This is a genomic window from Streptosporangium sp. NPDC003464 (assembly GCF_053588315.1).
The window spans coordinates 1-20,820 of the sequence record NZ_JBSFPS010000181.1 but is presented as its reverse complement, the minus strand read 5'-3'; the positions used below and the strand labels follow the sequence as shown (position 1 = coordinate 20,820).

General features: G+C 71.9%; 18 protein-coding genes. 6 read left to right on the top strand and 12 right to left on the bottom strand.

Annotated elements, in window-relative coordinates; genetic code table 11:
- The 7 genes from ACWDS7_RS32160 to ACWDS7_RS32130 form a co-directional block, all read right to left on the bottom strand.
- Positions 1–712, bottom strand: a 712-nt coding sequence (locus tag ACWDS7_RS32160; protein ID WP_451932311.1) for an ADP-ribosylglycohydrolase family protein, incomplete at its 3' end; no start/stop codon positions are given.
- Positions 709–1,674: an ADP-ribosylglycohydrolase family protein gene (locus ACWDS7_RS32155; protein WP_451932310.1), complete on the bottom strand. Its 966-nt coding sequence runs from the start codon at positions 1,672–1,674 to the stop codon at positions 709–711. The genes ACWDS7_RS32160 and ACWDS7_RS32155, both read right to left, overlap by 4 nt.
- Positions 1,675–1,677: 3 nt before the next feature.
- Positions 1,678–2,646 carry an ADP-ribosylglycohydrolase family protein gene (locus ACWDS7_RS32150; protein WP_451932309.1) on the bottom strand — a complete coding sequence of 323 codons (969 nt, stop codon included), beginning with the start codon at positions 2,644–2,646 and terminating at the stop codon, positions 1,678–1,680.
- Positions 2,647–2,648: 2 nt separating this feature from the next.
- A complete protein-coding gene (locus ACWDS7_RS32145) occupies positions 2,649–3,941 on the bottom strand; it encodes an ABC transporter substrate-binding protein (RefSeq protein ID WP_451932308.1) in 1,293 nt (430 codons plus the stop codon).
- A 26-nt stretch (positions 3,942–3,967) separates the two neighbouring features.
- The gene (locus ACWDS7_RS32140; RefSeq protein ID WP_451932307.1) at positions 3,968–4,786 is read right to left on the bottom strand and encodes a carbohydrate ABC transporter permease; all 819 of its coding nucleotides are present in this window, start codon (positions 4,784–4,786) and stop codon (positions 3,968–3,970) included.
- Position 4,787: 1 nt separating this feature from the next.
- Entirely contained in the window at positions 4,788–5,699 is a 912-nt protein-coding gene (locus ACWDS7_RS32135; protein WP_451932306.1) for a carbohydrate ABC transporter permease, read from the bottom strand.
- Complete coding sequence (locus ACWDS7_RS32130) at positions 5,696–6,712, bottom strand: LacI family DNA-binding transcriptional regulator (RefSeq protein WP_451932305.1); 1,017 nt, start codon at positions 6,710–6,712, stop codon at positions 5,696–5,698. Before ACWDS7_RS32130 ends, ACWDS7_RS32135 begins: the two co-directional genes overlap by 4 nt.
- A 555-nt stretch (positions 6,713–7,267) precedes the next feature.
- On the opposite strand from ACWDS7_RS32130, the gene ACWDS7_RS32125 reads away from it, so the two are divergent.
- Complete coding sequence (locus ACWDS7_RS32125; RefSeq protein WP_451932304.1) at positions 7,268–8,059, top strand: TNT domain-containing protein; 792 nt, start codon at positions 7,268–7,270, stop codon at positions 8,057–8,059.
- A 193-nt stretch (positions 8,060–8,252) separates the two neighbouring features.
- Here ACWDS7_RS32125 and ACWDS7_RS32120 read toward each other — a convergent pair whose 3' ends face one another.
- A complete protein-coding gene (locus tag ACWDS7_RS32120; RefSeq protein ID WP_451932303.1) occupies positions 8,253–9,146 on the bottom strand; it encodes a LysR family transcriptional regulator in 894 nt (297 codons plus the stop codon).
- Between the two features lie 80 nt (positions 9,147–9,226).
- Between ACWDS7_RS32120 and ACWDS7_RS32115 the strand changes: the two genes are divergently transcribed.
- The gene (locus ACWDS7_RS32115) at positions 9,227–10,480 is read left to right on the top strand and encodes an MFS transporter (protein ID WP_451932302.1); all 1,254 of its coding nucleotides are present in this window, start codon (positions 9,227–9,229) and stop codon (positions 10,478–10,480) included.
- A gap of 203 nt (positions 10,481–10,683) precedes the next feature.
- On the opposite strand, the gene ACWDS7_RS32110 is transcribed toward ACWDS7_RS32115, so the two are convergent.
- Both ACWDS7_RS32110 and ACWDS7_RS32105 read right to left on the bottom strand, forming a co-directional pair.
- Entirely contained in the window at positions 10,684–11,331 is a 648-nt protein-coding gene (locus ACWDS7_RS32110; protein ID WP_306868538.1) for a response regulator transcription factor, read from the bottom strand.
- The gene (locus ACWDS7_RS32105) at positions 11,322–12,569 is read right to left on the bottom strand and encodes a sensor histidine kinase (RefSeq protein WP_451932301.1); all 1,248 of its coding nucleotides are present in this window, start codon (positions 12,567–12,569) and stop codon (positions 11,322–11,324) included. Before ACWDS7_RS32105 ends, ACWDS7_RS32110 begins: the two co-directional genes overlap by 10 nt.
- Positions 12,570–12,753: 184 nt before the next feature.
- Between ACWDS7_RS32105 and ACWDS7_RS32100 the strand changes: the two genes are divergently transcribed.
- Both ACWDS7_RS32100 and ACWDS7_RS32095 read left to right on the top strand, forming a co-directional pair.
- The gene (locus ACWDS7_RS32100; protein WP_451932300.1) at positions 12,754–14,085 is read left to right on the top strand and encodes an acyltransferase family protein; all 1,332 of its coding nucleotides are present in this window, start codon (positions 12,754–12,756) and stop codon (positions 14,083–14,085) included.
- Positions 14,086–14,182: 97 nt separating this feature from the next.
- Positions 14,183–16,675 (top strand): DEAD/DEAH box helicase, encoded by a 2,493-nt coding sequence (locus tag ACWDS7_RS32095; RefSeq protein WP_306868532.1) that lies wholly within the window; start codon positions 14,183–14,185, stop codon positions 16,673–16,675.
- A gap of 63 nt (positions 16,676–16,738) precedes the next feature.
- On the opposite strand, the gene ACWDS7_RS32090 is transcribed toward ACWDS7_RS32095, so the two are convergent.
- Entirely contained in the window at positions 16,739–17,422 is a 684-nt protein-coding gene (locus tag ACWDS7_RS32090) for a hypothetical protein (protein WP_451932299.1), read from the bottom strand.
- A 123-nt stretch (positions 17,423–17,545) separates the two neighbouring features.
- Between ACWDS7_RS32090 and ACWDS7_RS32085 the strand changes: the two genes are divergently transcribed.
- Positions 17,546–18,061 carry a DUF2087 domain-containing protein gene (locus ACWDS7_RS32085; RefSeq protein ID WP_306868526.1) on the top strand — a complete coding sequence of 172 codons (516 nt, stop codon included), beginning with the start codon at positions 17,546–17,548 and terminating at the stop codon, positions 18,059–18,061.
- Here the strand turns inward: ACWDS7_RS32085 and ACWDS7_RS32080 are convergent.
- A complete protein-coding gene (locus tag ACWDS7_RS32080) occupies positions 18,028–18,984 on the bottom strand; it encodes a helix-turn-helix transcriptional regulator (protein WP_451932298.1) in 957 nt (318 codons plus the stop codon). The two genes, ACWDS7_RS32085 and ACWDS7_RS32080, sit on opposite strands and share 34 nt — an antisense overlap.
- Positions 18,985–19,047: 63 nt before the next feature.
- Between ACWDS7_RS32080 and ACWDS7_RS32075 the strand changes: the two genes are divergently transcribed.
- A partial coding sequence (locus ACWDS7_RS32075; RefSeq protein ID WP_451932297.1) for an excinuclease ABC subunit UvrA occupies positions 19,048–20,820 on the top strand: 1,773 nt, incomplete at its 3' end.

Genomic DNA, 20,820 nt, shown 5'->3' with positions numbered 1-20,820 from the left:
ACCACTCGGCGGGAGCGGCCGGCACGATGACCGTGTCCGCCCCGATCCTGACCGCGGCGGCGAGCACCCCGGCCGCCTCGCGGCCGTAGCTGGACTGGTGGGCGCCGGCCAGGTCGATCGCCTCGGCGTAGGCGGCGTCGGGGTCGGCAGCGTTCACCACGCCGACCGGCGCCATGTACATCGCCGCGCCGCAGTTGACGATGTTGCCCGTCCCGGCCTCACGCGGGTCGACGTGGCCGTAGTGCAGCCGCAGCACCAGCCACTTCTCCGCCAGGAAGACCCGGTGCAGCGGCAGCGCCTCGGTCTCCAGCTCCGGGATCCAGCGCTTCTCGCCCATCATCTCCGGGACCAGGTGCTCGGCCGCCGCGTAGGCGTCCAGGTGGCTCCCGGCCCGCTCGTAGACCCTGATCAGCGCGTGCGTCATCAGGGTGTCGTCGGTGATGTGGCCGTCGCCCTTGTGGTAGGGGGCGATGGGCCGGGCGTTGCGCCAGTCCTCGAAGAACGGCGGGACCAGGCCCTCGACGTGCCCGCCGTAACGCCCGTGGATCTGCTCGGGCGTCCAGCCCTCGGTGGCGCCGCCGAGGGCGTCGCCGACGGCGGCGCCCGTCACGCATCCGACGGCCCTGTCCTCCAGGGTCCCCCTGCCCGCGCTCACCGGAGCGTCCCCGCCCGTGCCCGACGGCCGGGCCGCCGCTTCACCTGCTGCGCTCATGAAATCCATCCCCTCGCGATGTCCAGTAGATCAGTGCCCGCCAGCTCCGGCAGGCAGCAGCCGGTCAGAACGGTGCTCCACCCGCGCGGCAGCGCGTCGTGGCCGGTGAAGGCGCCGGTCAGCGCGCCGGTCAGGGCCGGCGCGGAGTCCGCCGCGGCGCTCAGGCAGGCAGCGGCCGGCACGGCGGTGCGCGGCGAGCCGCCGGCGGCCTCGGCCAGCGCGAGCGCCACCGGGAACGTCTCGGCGGCGGCGACCCCGTAGCTGTAGACGTGGTCGAACAGCGCCGCGTCCAGGGCGGGCACCGCTTCGAACGGGTCGCCGGCCCTCCTCGTGACCGCGAGCGCGACGCGGGTCGCGCGGCCGATGACGGTGTCCTCGGGGAGCGCCTCCAGCGCGGCCTCCACGGCCTCGCCCATCGCCCCGCCGCCCACCAGGACGCTGATCGCCCGGGCCATCGCGACCGCCCCGAGCACGCCGTCACCGGCGTTGGTGACCTGGGCGTCGGCCGTGGGGTCCAGCCCCGCGGCGCCGAAGGCGACCGCCCGCACGACCGCGGCGTCGTCGAAGAAGTGCGGGTTGTCGTGGCCGCTGGCCGGCGGCCCGAGGCCGCGCGCGAGGTTGTCCAGCGCGGTCCGCACCGAGATCCGCGCCCTGATGTCGTCTCTGCCGGTCAGGGCGGCGAAGGCCGCCGCGCGCTCCTGGTCGACGGTGAGCACGGTCCAGGCGAGCCATTCGGCGTCGTCGGACGGGCCGACGGCCAGCGGCGCGACCGGCTGGTTGAGCGCGAACGGCACCGGCAGCGTGGTCACCCGGTGCTCCTCGGCGAAGGCGTCGAGCTCGCGGTGGAGCCGCCTGCTCCACGGCGCGTGCACCCCGGCCCGGTGCCGCGACGACGGCCAGCCCGCCGCGTCGCCGATCGCCAGCCCGGCGAACGCCCCCAGGATCCTGTCCCCCGACATCATCGCCTACGCCCCTTCCACGAGCTGATCGGCCACCTCTAGCACGTGCCGTCCCGCGGTCACCGGCAGGCAGCGCCCCTCGACCGGGCCGATCTGCCGTGCCCACCGCTCCGGCACCGCCGCCTCGCCGCGCCCCGCCCCGGCGAGGGCGCCCGCGATGGCGGCGGTGGTGTCGGCGTCGCGTCCCAGGTTCGCCGCGATCACCACGGACTCCTCGACCTCTCCCCCGCCCAGCAGGTAGGCGGCGAAGGCGAGGGCGACGGCCTCGGGGGCCAGGTCCGTCCACGGGTAGTGCCGGACCACGACCGCCCCGTGCAACCGCGCGGCGACCTCGCCCGGTCCGGAGGAACCGGCGTGGCGGACGACGTCCCGGGCGCGGTTGAGGTTGCGGGCGGTCCAGGAGTCGTCGGGGATCACGCCGAGCCCGGCCGCGACCACCTCCTCCGGGGGTGCGCCCGTCATCGCGGCGGCCACCGCGCCGGCGACGGCGCGGCCGCCGAGGATGCCCTCTCCCGCGTTGCTCACGCTGCCGTCGACCTCCACCAGGCGGGCGGCCTCACCGGGGTCTCCCGCGGCGAAGACGCCGTACGGCGCCGCGCGCATGGCCAGGCCGTCCGACCAGCCGTGCCGGTGCCACCGGCCGGTCAGCGGCGGTTCGAGGCCCTGCCTGAGCGCCTGGACGGCGCCGAGTTCGGAGAAGCCGGCGCCCTTCATCGGCCCCTCGGCCAGGGGGAGGATCTCCTCGCGGTAGGCCCGGGCGACGTCCTGCGGGGTCAGCGCGTGCCCGTGCCGGACGAGCAGGGACGCCGCGAAGATGGTGTATTCGGTGTCGTCGGTGCCACCGCCGTCGATCTCGGTCAGCCTGCCCCAGCGGGCGGCGATCTGTTCGGGCGAGAGGTTCTCCGCCGGGCGCCCGAGGGCGTCGCCGGCCGCGAGGCCGAGCAGACACCCCCGGGCGCGCCCCCGATGCGTCACGGTCACTGGTTGTACCGCTCCAGCACCTTGTTGCCCTCGTCGACCAGCTTCTTCGCCGCGTCGTCAAGGGTGATCTTGTTGGCGAAGAACTGCTGCAGCGTCGGCGTGGCCACCTTGCTCTTCCACTCGTCGAAGCCGTTGACCTTCAGGAAGGGCGCGACCACGAGGTTCTTGACCGAGGCGGTCGCCACGTTCCAGCCGTTCTCCTCGGTCGTCATGGCGGGGTCGCCCGCGGCCTTGACCGAGGTCGGCAGCAGCCAGTCGCCCTTGGCGAGCTTGACCTGGTTGGAGCCGTTCAGGAAGAAGGACATGAACTTCAGCGACTGCTCGGGATACTTGCTGTCGGCCGCGACCGACAGGGTCTGCGAGACCGCGCCCTGCTCGGCGGTGGCGCCCTTCAGCGGCGGCAGGGTGATCCACTCGAAGCCGTCCGGCGCCTGCTCCACGACCTGCTGGCGCAGGTAGACGCCGACGGGCAGCATCGCGTACTTGCCGGCGTAGAAGCCGGGCAGCGGGTCGGCGGCGCCCATGCCGAGCGCGGCCGGGTCGGCGGACTTGTCCTTGTAGAGCTGGTCGTGGATGCGCTGGAGCACCTCGCGCTCCCCCGCCTCGACCTTGACCGTCGTCTTGCCGCCGTCGGTCTGGAAGAAGGTGCCCCCGAAGTTGAGGCCCAGGTTGAGCACCTTGTTGACCGGCGACTTCATCGGCCAGGCGACGCCGTAGGAGTCGCCCTTGGTGAGCTTCTTGGAGACCTCGGCGAACTCGTCCCACGTCCACGGGCTGTCCGGGGTCGGGAGCCGCACGCCGGCCTTGTCGAGCAGCTTCTTGTTGCCGATGATGACCTGCGACTCCTGCAGGAACGGCACGCCGTACACGCCCTGCCCGCCCTTGCCGTCGGCGAAGGTGACGGTGTCCCATGCCGCCTGGGGGATGTCGCTCTTCAGCTCGGCCGGGACCTTGTCCTTGAGGTCCAGCAGGTAGCCGCGGCTGGCGAAGCCGGACAGGGCCGGGGAGTCGTCGTGGATGACGTCCGGCGGGTCACCCGCCTCGAAGGAGGTGACGAGCTGGTCGTTGACGTTGTCCCAGCTCCCCTGGACGTATTCGACCTGGATCTTGGGGTTGGCCTTGTTCCACTCGTCGACCAGCTCCTTGTTGGCCGCGATCGACTCCTTCTGCCAGGCGAGGCTCTGGAACTTGATCTTCACCGGTCCGTCGGGGGCGGCCGCGGGCGGTTCCGAGGCGCATCCGGCGGCCAGCACGAGGAGACCTGCGGCCAGCGCGACCTTCTTACGCATATGACTTCTCCTATCGGGGGGTGGGGCTATCCCTTGACGGCCCCGGCCATCAGGCCGGACCTCAGCCGCCGCTGGATGACTGCGAAGAACACGAGACTCGGGACCGTCGCCAGGAGCGAGGCGGCCGCCAGCGGCCCGAGCCGTACGACCCCCTCGGCGCCGGTGAACTTCACCAGCGTCAGCGGCAGGGTCGCCACGTCCGGGTCCTTCAGGACGATCAGAGCGAACAGGAACTCGTTCCAGGAGGAGATGAACGCGAACAGCAGCGTCGCCACCACTCCCGGGGCGAGCAGCGGGGCGACGACGCTCAGCAGCGAGCGCACCCGGCCGGCGCCGTCCACCGCCGCGGCCTCCTCCAGCTCACGGGGTACGGCGCGCACGTATCCCTGGAGCATCCACAGCGCGAACGGCAGCACGAAGGTGACGTGCACGAGGGTCAGGCCGGGCAGCGTGTTCGACAGCTCCAGCCTGCGCAGCACCATGAACAGCGGGATGATGATCAGGATGAACGGGAAGACCTGGCTGACCAGCACCCAGCCGAGCGCGATCCGGTTGATCATCGAGCGGTAGCGGGCGAGGGCGTAGGCCGCCGGCAGCGCCAGGACCACGGTGAGCACCGCCGTGGCCACCGCCACCACGAGGCTGCGCAGCCCGCTGCCGACCAGGTCCTGCTCGCCGAAGGCGTCGGCGAAGTTGGTCAGCGTCGGCGCGCGCGGGATCCACGTCGGGTGCAGGCTGGCCATCTCCTGCGGCGTCTTCAGCGCCGTGGACAGCAGCCAGAGCAGCGGGAACGCCAGGAAGACGACGTAGCTTGCCAGGGCCAGATAACGCAGTGCCTTGCCCATGTCAGCTCGCCTCCCGCATCTGCCGCCAGAGATAGACGCCGAGCACGGCCAGCACGACGATCACGATCGCCACGCCCAGGGTGGCCGCGTAGCCGAAGAAGCCGTAGCGGAAGGCCTCCTCGTAGGCGAAGAGCATGGGCAGGCGCGTCTGCCCGCCGGGGCCGCCCTGGGTCAGGACGTAGACCAGCCCGAACTGGTTGATGTTCCAGACGAAGTCCAGCGAGGTGATGGCCACGATGACCGGGCGGAGCTGGGGCAGGGTGATGTTCCAGAACTTGCGCCAGACGCCCGCGCCGTCCACCTCGACCGCCTCGTACAGCTCCTTGGGGACGCTCTGCAGGCCGGCCAGCAGCACCACCGTGGTCTGCGGCATGCCGGTCCAGATCCCGACGACGATCACCGCGGGCAGCGCGACGGAGAAGTCGTTGAGCCAGTCGATCTCGGTGCCCAGCATGCCGTTGAGGATCCCGGCGTCCGGATGGTAGACCAGCCGCCACATCAGCCCGATGACCACCGGCGGCATCGCCCAGGGCACCACCGCCAGCACCCGGGCGAACCCCCGGAAGCGCAGATCCTGGTTGAGCAGCAGCGCCAGCCCCAGCGAGGCCAGGAACTGCAGCACGGTCACCGAGACGGCCCAGATCATCCCGATCCGGAAGGAGGCCCAGAAGTCCCCGTCGGCCAGCAGGTCGCCGAAGTTCGACAGCCCGACGAACGAGGTGACCGCGTTGCGCCCGGAGCGCGCGTCGGTGAACGCCAGGAAGATTCCGTACAGCAGCGGCCCCACGCTGAAGACCAGCACGGGCACCAGGGCGGGCAGCATCAGCAGCAGCGTCTCGCGCCCCTGCCGCCCGCCCCTGCGGGGCCGGTTCGGCGTCGCCGTCCTGGCCGGCCGGTCGGCGGTGAGGGTCACGGCGTCTCCTCTTCTCCCACGGTCGATGCTCTGACCACCAGGCGGGGCGGAACGGTGATCACCTTGGGGTCCCGGTCGCCGTCGCCCAGCCGGTCCAGGAGCAGCTCCGCAGCCATCCGGCCGCGCTCGGCCGAGCCGAGGGAGATGCTGGTCAGGGCGGGCCAGGCGACGGCGGCCTGGTCGATGTCGTCCATGCCGACCACCGCCACGTCCTGCGGCACCCGCCTGCCCGCCCGGCGCAGGACGTCGAGGGCGCCGAGGGCGATCAGGTCGTTGGCGCACATGATCGCGTCCAGGTCGGGGACCCTGGACAGCAGCCGGCTCACGGCCCGCGCCCCCTCGGAGCGGGAGAAGTCCCCGATCTCCACCAGGTTCTCGTCGTAGGGCAGGCCGAGATCGGCCAGGCCCTCGGCGTAGGCCGTGGAGCGGGCCGAGCCGGGGACGGTGTCCAGGGGGCCGTTGACGAACCCGATGCGGCGGCGTCCCAGGGAGTGGAGGTGGTCCAGCGCCAGCCGTACGCCGGTGCGCGAGTCGGTGCGGACGTTGTCCACCCGCGTGCTGTCGGGCACCGAGCCGATGATGACGACGGGGGCCCGGGCGGCCTCGACGGCCTTCAGGTGCGCCTCGCTCACCCGCAGCGGGATCATGATGAGCCCGTCCACGTAGCGCTCTCCGAGGCTGCGGAGCACGTCGATCTCCTCGGCCACGTCCGCGTCCGTGGAGTGCAGCACGAGGCGGTATCCCGCCGCCTTCAGCACCGGCTGGATCTCGCGGATCATCGTCAGGTAGACCGGGTTGCCGATGTCGGCCATCGCGAAGGCCACCTGGTTGGTCCGGCGCGACTTCAGCGACCGGGCCACCGAGTTGGGGACGTATCCCAGCTCGTCGGCGGCGCTGAGCACCCGGCGCACGGTGTCCTCGCGGGTCGGCAGCCCGTTGAGCACGCGGGAGACCGAGGCGATCGAGACACCCGCCCGCTCCGCGATCGTGGTGATCGTCGGCCCGTCGCTCACAGAGACCACACCTTTCTGTAAACGTTTACCGCGATCTTGGTGATTTACTGAAAACGTTTACGGGGTTAGGGACATGTAACTCGCCCGTAACCGGCAACGTCAAGTCACGATCGAGTAACAGCACGTTAAAGGGGCCGACGGCGGAACGCCCCCGATCGGCCGCGCCCGGAAGCCGCCCCCGACGGGCGGGCGCGTCGCCCGCCGGACCGGTGGGCTCAATCGTCGGATAAATGCCCTATATCGACAATGAATGCCGGTCGACCGCATTTCTGAACGCAATTAACGATGCGCACTTCCATGCCTTTTGTCGTTCCGTTTTTGTCATTCGATTAACTCTTTCCCGGTGCCACGGAAAAGAAGGCCGGGTACGCCTGGATCGGCAATTCCGTTTCCGGGCGGGTGGCGCTTCTCCCGCCTTCCGCCCTGGACCGACCGGCTCCGCACGAGAACGCCCCGGGCGGAGAGGAGGCATCCGCCTCCGGCCCCGCCCACGCCGGTCCGCAGCTCGACCCCAGACATCCGATCCAGCTCCGTGTGAGTTCATCAGGAGGATCCGTGCGGCATTTTCGACGACGCGCACCACTGGCCGCCGTCGGCATCGTCACCGCTGCCTTCACCGGCGTCGCGGCCCAGGCCGGCACCGGCGCGTTCGCGGCCTCCGGTCCGCCCGAGCCGCCGGCCGCCGCCGCCCCTGCGGCCGGCGGAGCGGCGCCCCCCGCCACCCCGGCGGCGGCCACCGGACGGACGGCCCCCACCGGGGACGACAAGCCCGGCGGGCAGGTCTGCGGGCCGCCCTACCTGGACGACGACCCGATCCTGGGCCCGAAGTACCTGCCGAAGGACGGGCCGCTCGGCAGGATCCTGCGTGACTACAGGCCGCTGAACGGGACCTCCCCGCAGGAGTTCGTCGACCGCTACTGGGACGAGGCCGCCGGCGGGTGGCGCTATCCGCCGGACTACGGCTTCGCCCACTCCGGCGGCTACTCCAACGGCAGGCCGCTGATCAGGACCGTGACGCTGCCGGTGGGCACGGCCCTCGACCGCTTCGGCGGCGAGAAGGGCTCCTTCGTCTCCCCGCTCGGCGCCTCCTACGTCGGGCGCGCCCTGCCCCCGAACAATCTCAACACCTTCCCGGCGGCTCCGAAATACATATGCAGCTACCACACCTACAAGGTGGTGAAGGAGTTCAAAGTAGACGGCGGCCCGGCCGCCGCGGCGTTCCAGCAGGAAGGCGAGGGACGGCAGTACCACCTGGTCAGCAAGCACATTCCCGAGGCGCCCCAGACCTCGGCGGAAGTGTCGGTGGAGTGGCTGGTCGCCAACGGATATCTGCAGCCGTCGAACTGAGCGGCCCCCGGCGCGAACGGCTCCCCTTTCCGCGGTCCGGCAGGCCATGGGAGAGTGCGGGCCGCCCCAGCGAGAGTCCCGGGAGTGAGTCCCGGACCCGAGAGCCGGGATCAAGTCCCCGGCGCGAGTCCCCGGTGTGAGTCCCGGGCGCGAATGCCGGGCGTGAGTCCCATGCGGGCCGACCCCCCGGGGCTCACGCCGGGGGGTCGGCCCGCACGCGCCCGTCCCCGCTCAGGTGCTCGACGAAGCGCGCGGTCGCCGCCGTGGGGACCGCCCTCGGATGCCAGGCCAGGCCGATCGGCCGCTGCTGGGCCGGGCCGAGCGGACGGTAGACGGGGTCATCATGCTCCAGCACGGCCGGGCGGGGCAGGATGCCCACCCCGAGGCCGGCGCCGATCAGCCCCCGCACGGTGGCGATCTCCTCGCTCTCGAAGGCGATGACGGGTTCGAACCCGGCCTCGCGGCAGAGCCCGTCGATGACCCGGCGCAGGTCCGTGGTGCGGGCGAAGGCGATGAACGGCTCGTCCCGCACGTCCCCGAGCGCGAGCCCGGGCGTGCCGGCGAGCCGGTGGTCGGCGGCCAGCGCGATGCACAGCTGCTGCTCGCGCAGCCGGTGCCAGCGCGCGTCGGTCCCCTCCGGCGGCGGGGTGACCAGGGCGGCGTCGATGTCCCCGTGGTGCAGCCAGGTGAACAGCTCCCGGGCGAAACCCTGGTGCAGCTCGAACCTGATGCCCGGGGTGACGTTGCGGTAGTCGCGCAGCACCTCCGGGACGAGCCAGCGTCCCACGGAGTGCAGGAACCCCAGCCGGATCAGCCCGGTGTCGGGGTTGGCCAGGGCGTCGACGCGGCGGCGTGCCGCCTCCAGGTCGCCGACGGCCCGGCCCGCGTGGTCGCGGAACAGGGCGCCGAACCGGTTGACGGCGAGCCTGCGCCCGTGCCGGTGGAACAGCTCCACGCCGAGGTCGGCCTCCAGCCGCGCGAGCGAGCGCGACAGCGTCGACTGGTTGACTCCTTCGATCGCGGCCGTGTCCCGCATGTTCTCCGTCTCGCACAGCGAGAGGAACCAGCGCAGCGTCTGCAGGTCCATCCGGCGATGATGCGTTCCGTGCATCAATAGTGTCAATTACTGCATTTTGAGCATCACAGCCGGTGGAGCACCATCGGGTGATGACCTCGACCCTTCCCCACCCGGCCCCCCTCCCCGGAACCGCCCGGCCCCACGCCGGGCACCGGCCCGGTGAACCCGCCTACCGGCGGATCGTCTACGGGCTGGGACTCGGCGGGCTCGCGAACTTCATGGCGCTGTACTACGTCCAGCCGCTGCTGCCCGGCGTCGCCAGGCACTTCCAGGTGTCGGCGGCCGCGTCGACGGCGGTGCTGTCGCTGTCCACGGTCACCATGGCGGTCGCGCTGGTGTTCGTGGGGCCGATCTCGGACGCGGTCGGGCGTGTGGCGATCATGCGGATCTCCCTGGCCGGTACGGCGGTGCTGGGGATCGCCTCCGCCGCCGCGCCCACCTGGCACAGCCTGCTGGCCGTCAGGGGCCTCGAGGGCGTCGCGCTGGCCGGCCTGCCGGCGGTGGCCCTGGCCTACCTGCGCGAGGAGGTGCACCCCTCGGCGCACCTGCGCGCCAACGCCGCCTACATCACGGGCACGGCGCTGGGCGGGGCGGCCGGGCGGCTGCTCCCGGGGCCGCTCGACGCGCTGTGGGGCTGGCCGGGCGCCGCCCTGGTCACCGGCGGCCTCACCCTGGTCTGCGCGGCCGGCCTGTGGGTCCTGGTGCCGCCGTCCCGGCGGTTCGCACGCTCCAGCCCCCGGCCGGGCAGCATCCTGCGCAACACCCGGCTGACCCTGCGGGATCCGGCCCTCGTCGCGCTCTGCCTGGTCGGGGCGGCCACCATGGGAGCGTTCGTCGGCCTGTACAACGCCATGGCCTTCCGCCTGGAGGCCGCCCCCTACCTACTGGGCGGCGCGGCCGCCCTGGTGTTCCTGGCCTACCCGGTGGGCGTCTTCGCACCGCTCGTCGCCGGGCGTGCCGCCGCCCGGGTCGGGCGCGGCTCCGGCGCGCTGATCGGCGTCGCGCTCCTGCTCGCCGGGGTGCTGCTGGCCGCCGCGCCCCAGCTGCCGCTGATCGTCACCGGCCTCGGCGTGCTCACCTTCGCGTTCCTGGGCACGCACTCGCTGGTCAGCGGCTGGGTGTCGGACCGGGCCCACCGGGTCGACGTCGGCGTCGGGCAGGCGTCCGGGCTGTATCTGCTGGCCTACTACCTGGGCAGCTCCGTGTTCGGCGCGATGGCGGCGCACCGGTGGCAGGTCGGGGGGTGGTCCGACGTGACCGTCGTCTCACTCGCCCTGACCGCCGGCGCCGGCGCCCTGCTGCTCCTGGCCCGCCGCTCCGACACCGCCGCCCGCAGGTCATGACCTCGCGGACCGTGACCTCGCACCGTGACCTCGCGGACCGTGACCTCGCACCGTGACCTCGCGGACCGTGACCTCACGGACCTGGCACGCGCCGCCTCCGCGCCCCGCGCCGTCCGCGCGGCACCCGCCCGCCCCCGTCCCGCCGTCTCGGCCCCGCCCCGCCGTCCAGGCTCCGCCGTCCGCCCGGCCCCGCCGTACGGGTCTCAGGAGCGCAGGTAGGCGAGGACGGCCAGGACGCGGCGGTGCTGGTCGCCGTCCTCGGCGTACAGGCCGAGCTTGGCGAAGATGCTCCGGATGTGCTTCTCCACGGCGCCGTCGCTGACCACGAGCTGGCGGCCGATGGCCGGGTTGGACCTGCCCTCCGCCATCAGGCCGAGCACCTCCCGCTCCCGCGGGGTGAGCAGGGCCAGCGGATCGTCGCGGCGGCGCCGTACCATCAGCTGGGCCACCACCTGCGGGTCGAAGACCGTCCCGCCGGCCGCGACGGTGCGCAGGCCCCCCATGAAGTCGTCGACGTCCACGACCCGGTCCTTGAGCAGGTAGCCCACCGCGCCCCTGGCGTCGGCGAGCAGGTCGTCGGCATAGGAGACCTCCACGTACTGCGACAGGATCAGCACCGGCGCGCCCGGCACCCGCCGGCGCGCCTCGACCGCCGCCCGCAGCCCCTCGTCGGTGAAGCTGGGCGGCATCCGGACGTCGACCACCGAGACGTCGGGCCGATGCTCGGCGACGGCCTCCACCAGGCTGTCGCCGTCCCCCACCGCCGCGACCACCTCGCAGCCGAACTCCTCGAGCAGCCGGATCAGGCCCTCTCTGATCAACACTGCGTCGTCGGCCACGACTACCCGCACGGCACCTCCGCCACGATCACCGTCGGCCCGCCCACCGGTGAGTCCACCGCGATCTCCCCGTCGACCGCCTTCAGGCGGTCGGCGAGGCCGGACAGGCCATGTCCCTTGGCGACGTGTGCGCCGCCGACCCCATCATCCCCGATCGTCAGCATGAGGACGCCGCCGGTCCTGCTCAGCGACACCGTGCAGAGGGTGGCGTGGCTGTGCTTGGCGACGTTGGTCAGGCTCTCGGCGACCACGAAGTAGACGGTGTTCTCCACCGCCGCCGCGAAGCGGCCGGTGATCTGCACGTCCAGCTCGACGGGGATCGTGCAGCGGCTGGCCAGCGCGGCGAGCGCCGGGGCCAGGCCGCGGTCGGTCAGGATCGGCGGCGCGATGCCACGCGAGAGCGCGCGCAGCTCGTCCAGGGTGTCGCGGGTCGAGGTGATGGCCTGGCTGAGCATCTCCTCGACCATCTGCGGGTCGCGCTTGAGCTGGCGCTGGGCCCGCGACAGGTCCATCGCCAGGGAGACCAGGCGCTGCTGCGGCCCGTCGTGGATGTCGCGCTCCAGCCGCCGCAGCGCGTTGGCCTCGGCCGACACCGCGGCGGCCCGGCCCTCGGCCAGGTCGTCGATGCGCTCGTGCAGCTCGGCGACGCCGGTCAGCATGGCCCGGCCGAGCCCGGCCCGGATCAGCGCCCCGGCGCGCACGACCAGCGGCAGGGTGAGCGCGAACAGCACGCCGATGCAGGTGTTGACGAGGACGTCGATCCAGACCTTGTCGTCGAAACCGAGCAGGTAGGCCAGGCCGTGGTTGCCGGGGATCGCCGCGGTGATCCACCCGTAGATCGGGCTGGTCAGGCCCAGGATCGTCCCGGCCCACCAGGTCACCGTGAAGGAGAACGTCAGGATGGAGATCGGGAAGGCCACGATCCCGTAGAGCAGGTCGAGCCACGACTGACCGCTGGTCAAGGGGTTCACCATGCGGCGCACCCAGCCGGCGGTCTCCGGCGCCGGCCGGTAGCGGGGCCGGGGCAGCGTGCGGCCGAGCACCTCGGGCAGCATCCGCCGTTCCACATCGGCCAGCCCCCGGGCCATCAGCAGCGTGGTCGCCAGGATCGGCAGGCCCACCCATACGATCGCCGTGCCGACCCCGGCGGCGAAACCGACCACCATCAGGACGAAGAAGACGACGGCGAGCGGGAAGCCGGCGATCAGGTAACGGCTGTCGGTGCCGATACGGCGCAGGAGGGATCTCATGCCGCTAACGCTATGAGCTCGCGGGACCGGTTCTCGACCCTGCGTGCCGCCTTCCGGGGGTAGGGCTGGCCCTACCCCCGGTAAGGGTGCGGCCTTGACCGGAAGAGGGCTGCGGGCGTGACTGCGCCGGCCGGGGTGCGCGCGGGAGGGTCGGAGCACCGCTCCCCGACGAATCGAGATCCCCATGACCGCCGTCCTGTCCCGCCCGGCAGCCCCCGCGACGCCCGCGCCACCGGGCCGTGACGTGTTCATCGACGCGCTGCGCCTGTTCGGCATGGCCCTGGTGGTGCTGCAGCACTGGAGCATGCCGGTGCTGTCCTTCGCCGGCGGGCGGATCTCCACCGGCAACGCGCTGGCGACCGGCGGCGCGTGGATGATCACCTGGATCAGCCAGGTGATGCCGCTGGTCTTCTTCGCGGGCGGCGCGGCCAACGCGATCAGCTGGCGGGGGTCGGTACGGCGCGGCGGCACGGCTCCCGCCTGGCTGGCGGCGCGGCTGCGCCGCCTGGTCTGGCCGGTGCTGCCGCTGGCGGCGGTGTGGGTGCCCCTGCCCCACCTGCTGACGGCCCTCGGCGTGCCCGAGCAGCCGGTGGTCACCGCCTCACGCCTGGCCGGGCAGCTGCTGTGGTTCCTGGCCGTCTACCTGGCCGCGGTGGTGGTGACCCCGCCGATGCTCAGGCTCAACATGCGCTACGGCTGGCGGGTGCCCGCGGTGCTGACGGCGGGGGCCGTCGTGGTGGACGTCGCCCGCTTCACCAGCGGCCTGGAGGTCGTCGGCTTCCTCAACATCGCGCTGGTCTGGCTTGCGGTGCACCAGCTCGGCTTCCTGTACGCCGACGGCCGGCTGGGCCGCCCCTGGGCCATGGCCCTGGTCGGGTACGGCCTGGCCGCGGCGCTGGTGGCGGCCGGCCCCTACCCGGGCAGCATGATCGGGATGCCGGGCGCGGCCGTCTCCAACATGGCCCCGCCCACGATCGCGCTGCTGGCGGTGGCGGTCGGCCAGATCGGGCTGGCGCTGGCGCTGCGCCGGTGGATCGTCGCCCTCGTGGGGTGGCCGGGGGTGTCGCGGCTGCTGGCCTGGGCCGCCCCCCGGATGATGACCGTCTACCTGTGGCACATGAGCGCCCTGGCGGCCGTCACCTCGGTGGTCGTGGTGGGGCTGGGCATCTCCACCCCGGAGCCGGGCAGCCAGGCGTGGCTGTCGGGCTGGCCGCACTGGCTGCTGATGCTCGTGCTGGCCATGTTCCCGCTGATGCGCTGCTTCACCCGGTTCGAGACGCCGCCGCGGGCCGCGCCGTACGCCGGGGGTATGGCCCGGATCGTGGTGGCCCTGGCGCTGGCCGGGTCGGGTCTGCTCGTCCTCACGGCGATCGGTTTCGTCCCGGGGCGGGCGCCGGTGCTCGGCGCGGGGATGCTCCTGGCGGGGCTGGCGCTCACCTGGTCGCCCGCCCGGTCCCGGCCGGCGGCGCAGCCGTCCCCCAGTCCCCTTGATCATGATTTGATGGGGTTTAGGTAGATATATTCGCGCCAGGTAATCTGTCCTGGGCACGATGCGATCACATCTGTCGCCCGAGCCGGTCCGACCACCACCAGTTCTTCGGCAGTATTGAACCGTGAGCCTTGTAGATCGCCTGCCAGAAGAGATCGACGCCGATCCAGATGCCATCTTCGACGCGTTCGTCGAGTGGAACTCCGAGCGAGGGCTCACCCTCTATCCTGCCCAGGAGGAGGCGCTGATCGAGGTCGTCTCCGGGAACAACCTGATCCTGGCCACCCCCACCGGGTCGGGCAAGAGCCTGGTCGCGGCCGGAGCCCACTTCACCGCGCTGACCCGGGACGTGCGCACCTTCTACACCGCGCCGATCAAGGCGCTGGTGTCGGAGAAGTTCTTCGACCTGTGCGCGCTGTTCGGCACCGAGAACGTCGGCATGATGACCGGTGACGCCAGCGTGAACCCCGGCGCGCCGATCATCTGCTGCACCGCCGAGATCCTCGCCAACGTCGCGCTGCGCGACGGCGCCCAGGCCGACATCGGCCAGGTCGTGATGGACGAGTTCCACTTCTACGCCGAGCCCGACCGGGGATGGGCCTGGCAGGTGCCGCTGCTGGAGCTGCCGAACGTGCAGTTCATCCTGATGTCGGCGACGCTGGGCGACGTGAGCCGGTTCGAGGAGGACCTGACCCGGCGCACCGGCAGGCCGACCGCCGTGGTCAAGAACGCCGAACGCCCCGTCCCGCTGGTCTACTCCTACCGCCTCACCCCCCTCCACGAGACCCTGGAGGAGATGCTCACCACCAACCAGGCGCCCGTCTACGTCGTCCACTTCACCCAGGCCGCGGCCATGGAGCGGGCCCAGGCGCTGATGAGCATCAACATGTCCACCAAGGCCGAGAAGGAGGCCATCGCCTCCCTCATCGGCAACTTCCGGTTCACCACCAGGTTCGGCCGGGCGCTGTCCCGCCTCGTACGGCACGGCATCGGCGTGCACCACGCCGGGATGCTCCCGAAATACCGCCGCCTGGTGGAGCGGCTGGCCCAGGCCGGCCTGCTGAAGGTCATCTGCGGCACCGACACGCTCGGCGTCGGCGTCAACGTGCCGATCAGGACCGTGCTGTTCACCGCGCTGTCGAAATACGACGGCAGCAAGGTCCGGCGGCTGCGCGCCCGCGAGTTCCACCAGATCGCCGGACGGGCCGGGCGGGCGGGCTTCGACACCATCGGCTACGTCGTCTGCCAGGCCCCCGACCACGTCGTCGAGAACGAGAAGGCGCTGGCCAAGATCGGCGACGACCCCAAGCGGCGGCGCGGTTACGCCCGCAAGAAGCCGCCGGAGGGCTTCGTCGGCTGGAGCGAGGAGACCTTCGAGAAGCTGCAGGGCGCCGAGCCCGAGCCGCTCAACTCCCGGTTCAAGGTCAGCAACGCGATGCTGCTCGCGGTGATCAACCGCCCCGGCGACTGCTACGCGGCGATGAAGCACCTGCTCACCGACAACCACGAGGACCGCAAGTGGCAGCGGCGGCACATCAGCCAGGCCATCGCGATCTACCGCTCGCTGCTGGCCGGCGGCGTGGTGGAGAAGCTCACCGAGCCCGACGAGCAGGGCCGGATGGCCCGCCTGACCGTCGACCTCCAGGAGGACTTCGCGCTCAACCAGGCGCTGTCCACCTTCGCGCTGGCCACCCTCGAACTGCTGGACATGGAGTCGCCGACCTACGCTCTCGACATGGTCTCGATCATCGAGTCCATCCTTGACGACCCCCGCCAGATCCTGTCCGCGCAGCTCAACAAGGCACGCGGCGAGGCCGTGGCGCAGATGAAGGCCGACGGCATCGAATACGAGGAGCGGATGGAGCTCCTCAACGAGATCACCTACCCGATGCCGCTGGCCGACCTGCTGCTGGGCGCCTACGAGACCTACCGCCGGGGTCACCCCTGGGTCGGCGACTACACCGTCAGCCCCAAGACCGTCGTCCGGGACATGTACGAACGGGCGATGACCTTCGCCGACTACGTCCAGTTCTACGAGCTGGCCCGGTCCGAGGGCACCGTCCTGCGCTACCTCGCCGACGCCTACCGCACCCTGTCGCGGACCATCCCCGAGCACCTCAAGACCGAAGACCTCATCGACCTCATCGAGTGGCTCGGCGAGCTGGTCCGACAGGTCGACTCCAGCCTCCTGGACGAGTGGGAGCAGCTGCAGAACCCGACCGGCGAGCTGGAGACGCCCTCCCTGGAGGAGAAGACCAAGCCGGTCACCGCCAACAGCCGCGCCTTCCGGGTGCTGGTCCGCAACGCGATGTTCCGCCTGGTCGAGCTGTCCTCCCTGGAGAAGGAGGAGGAGCTGGCCGAGCTGGCACCGGACGTGGACTGGGGCGCCGCCCTCGACGCCTACTACGACGACCACGAGGAGATCGGCACCGGCCCCGACGCCCGCGGGCCGGGACTGCTCCGCATCGAGGAGGAGAAGGAGTTCTGGAAGGTCCGCCAGGTCATCGCCGACCCGGCGGGCGACGGCGACTGGGGCATCGACGCCCAGGTGGATCTGGCCGCCTCCGACGAGGAGGGCCGCGCCGTGCTCCACGTCGTCGGCCTGAACCGCCTCTGACCCCGCCGGGGCCGGCCCGGACGCGCGATCATCCGCGGTCCGGGCCGGCCCCGCCCCCTGCCGCTACGAGGCGCAGGCGGCGATCTGGCAGATCTTGGCGAGCATCTGCCTGGTGTGCGCGAGCTGCTGGGTGTGGCTCCTGGCGGCCGGCTTGGCGGAGGCGGAGGCGAGGTAGACGGTGACCGCGTTGGCCCGGCGCGCGATCACGACGTCGTCCCCGGTGACGGGCCGGCCGTCCTCATAGGCCCGGGCGCTGCTCTTCCACGCCTCGTCCCCGAGGGAGACCCTGGCCAGGCTCCGGTTGAAGGAGCCGTTCTTCCAGCCCTCCGACTGCCTGCACTTCTGCACGCCCGCCCGGAACTGCTGCAGGGCCGACCGCGCGGCCCGCTCCGAGCTGTAGAGGATCACCTGCTCGATGGTCTCGATCTCGCCCTCGACCTCGAAGTAGGCCGTCCGGGCCGCCGCCCGGCCGGCCTGGCCGACCTTGGGGTCCTTCCGCTGGGCGGCGGCCACCGCGCTGTGGGCGCAGGGGTCGGCGGCGAACCGCTCCCCGGCCTTGGCGCTGGCCCACCAGACGTTCTCGGCGTCGGCCGGCTCGTCCTTCTTGGCCTGGTCGGCGGCCACCTCCCTGTCGTGCAGCAGGAAGCCCTTGGGGACCGCGGGGGCGGCGGCGGCCGAGGCGGGGGGCATGCCGGCGAGGGCCGTGCCGGCGACGAGCGTCGCGGCAAAAATGATCTTTCTGAGCATGCGCCCCATGATGCCAGGAAAGTCGGGACCGGCCGGTCCTGTCGCAGGAAGAGGCGGCCGGGCCCCGCGCCCTGGGCGTCCGCGGTGCGAGAAGCACCGGACAGGCCCGACAAAATAGAGGGCATGAACGACGACGCGATGCGGCAGGTGCTCGGCCTGCTCTATCAGGAGGACACGTTACGGGTGCTGGCGGCGCTGGTGCTGAGCGGTACGCCCGAGGGGGCCGGGCTTGAGCGGGACGCGACACGGCGGGCACTGGACCGGCTGGAGCGCGGCGGGCTGGCCGTACGGGACGACGACGGCCGGTGGCAGGCGCGGCGGGAGCGCTTCCGCGAGCTGCTGCACGCCACGGCCCGGCCCGCCGTCCCGGTCTCACCGGAGGAGAAGGTGCTGCAGTCCTTCCTCGTCGAGGGGCGGCTGCGGGCGATCCCCACCAAGCGCGACAAGCAGCTGGTCGTGCTGAACTACATCGCCCAGGTCTTCGAGCCCGGGATCCGCTATCCGGAGAAGGAGGTCGACACCGCGCTGCGCGCCTTCCACGACGACTACGCGGCGCTCCGCCGTTACCTGGTCGACGACGGGCTGCTGAGCCGGGAGAACAACGTCTACTGGCGCAGCGGCGGCTCCGTCGACGCCTGAAGCCGGGTGACGAGCAGCCGGATGTGGTCGACCAGCTCGGGCGGCTCGTGGACGGTGAAGTCCAGGCCGAGCAGCCCGACGGAGAAGGCCAGCCACTCCAGCGAGTCACCGCCGGTGCGCAGCAGGCAGCTCCGCCCGTCCAGGTCCTCCAGGACCCAGCCGGGCCCGGAGAAGCGCTCGGCGACCACGGCCAGGGGCGCGTGCACGGTGACCACCGCCCGATACCGGCTGATCGGGGCGACCACGGACTCCTCGACGTAGCCGGGCGGCGGCTCGCGCGGGCCGGACCGGACGCCGGTGGCCAGCGGCGCGGCGAGCCGGTCCACCCGGAAGGTCCGCCAGTCCTCCCGCTCGACGTCCCATCCGACGAGATACCAGCGCCGCCCGGTGGAGGCCAGCCGGTACGGCTCGACCAGGCGGACGCTCCGCGTGCCGTCGCGGCGGCGGTAGCCGAAGCGCAGCCGCTCGTGGTCCCGGCTCGCCTGCGCCAGCAGCGCCAGGGTGTCCGGGTCCACGGTCGGCCACCGGCCGCGTACCGTGACGGTCTGGGTCTGCAGGGTGTTGACCCGGCGGCGCAGCCGGGAGGGCAGGACCTGCTCCAGCTTGGCCAGGGCCCGCAGGGAGGTCTCCTCGATCCCGGTCACCGAGCCGGCGGCCGCCGTGCGCAGGCCCACCGCGATGGCCACGGCCTCCTCGTCGTCGAGCAGCAGCGGCGGCATCGCGGCCCCCGCCTCCAGCCGGTATCCCCCGGCCGGGCCGGTCGTCGCGTGGACCGGGTAGCCCAGCTCCCGGAGCCGGTCGATGTCGCGGCGGAGCGTGCGCGGGCTGACCTCCAGCCGCTCGGCGAGCTCGGGCCCCGGCCACTCCCGGTGCGCCTGGAGCAGCGACAGCAGCCGGAGCACCCGTGCCGTGGTGTCTGCCATGGCGTCCACGATGCCACCGATTGCGGCCGGAAACTGGCCTAAACCGAGGCTAGCGTCGGATTCATGAGCCACATCGAGATAACGGGCGCCCGTGAGAACAACCTCAAGAACATCTCACTGAAGATCCCGAAGAAGCAGATCACGGTCTTCACCGGTGTCTCGGGGTCGGGCAAGTCGTCCATCGTGTTCGACACGATCGCCGCGGAGTCGCAGCGGCAGCTCAACGAGACCTTCACCACGTTCGTCCGCAACCGCCTGCCCAAGTACGGCCAGCCGGACGCCGACGGCGTCGAGAACCTCTCGGCCGCGGTCGTCATCGGGCAGCAGCGCATCGGCGGCAACTCCCGCTCCACCGTCGGCACGATCACCGACATCCACTCCCTGCTGCGGCTGCTCTACTCCCGGATCGGCACGCCGCCGGCCGGCTACTCCAACGCCTTCTCCTTCAACGACCCCGCAGGGATGTGCCCGGAGTGCGAGGGGGTCGGCAGGAAGATGACCCTGGACCTGGACCGGGCCCTGGACCGGTCGAAGTCGCTCAACGAGGGCGCGATGCTGCTGCCGAACTTCGGGGTCGGCACCTGGTTCTGGAAGACCTTCACCCACTCGGGGCTGTTCGACAACGACAAGAAGCTGGCGGACTACACCGAGTCCGAGTGGGAGACGCTGCTGCGCGGCCAGGGGCCGGACGTCATGTTCGAGACGCAGGGTGGGACGGTCCCGCAGAAGTACGAGGGCCTGGTCGACAAGTTCGACCGGATCTACATCAGGAAGGACATCGACACCAAGGCCAACCGGGAGGCGCTGCTGGAGTTCGTCTCCACGCGGACCTGTCCGCTGTGCCGGGGGGCCAGGCTCAACCAGGCGGCGCTGGCCTGCCGGATCGACGGCCGTAACATCGCCGACCTGGCCGCGATGGAGGCCCGCCACCTGGTGGACGTGGTCGCCCGGATCGACCACCCGATCGCGGCGACGATGGTCGCGGCGGTCCTGGAGCGGCTGCGGCACCTGGTCTCCATCGGCCTGGGCTACCTCAGCCTGGACCGGGCGACGGCCACCCTCTCCGGCGGGGAGTCACAGCGGATCAAGATGGTCCGCCACCTCGGCAGCAGCCTCACCGACATGACCTACATCTTCGACGAGCCGACCGTCGGCCTGCACCCGCGCGACGTGCGGCGCATGAACGGCCTGCTGCGCGAGCTGCGCGACAAGGGCAACACCGTGCTCGTGGTCGAGCACGACCGCGACGTCATCGAGATCGCCGACCACGTGGTCGACGTCGGGCCGCACGCGGGCGCGCACGGCGGCGAGATCGTCTACGAGGGCGGCGTCGCCGGCCTGCACCGGGCGGGCACCCTCACCGGGCGGCACATGCGCCACAACCGGCCGCTCAAGGCGGGCTTCCGTGAGCCGACCGGCACGCTGACCGTCACCGGCGCCACCGCGCACAACCTGAAGGACGTCACGGTCGCCTTCCCCACCGGGGTGCTCACCGTTGTCACGGGGGTGGCCGGGTCGGGCAAGAGCACGCTCGTCAACGAGGTGTTCCTGGCCCGGCACCCGGACGCGGTCGTCATCGACCAGTCGGCGGTCAGCCGGTCGATCCGGTCGAACCCCGCCACCTACACCGGGCTGATGGACGAGATCCGCAGGCTGTTCGCCAAGGCCGGCGGCGTCAGCCCGGCCCTGTTCAGCTTCAACTCCAAGGGCGCCTGCCCGCAGTGCCAGGGGCTGGGGATCAGCCGCGAGCACGCACCCGCGCCGGTCGCGTCTGCTGCCACCCCTGAGACTCCCCCGGTCGAGCCGGCCGCGGGGCCCACCCCACCCGAGAGAGAG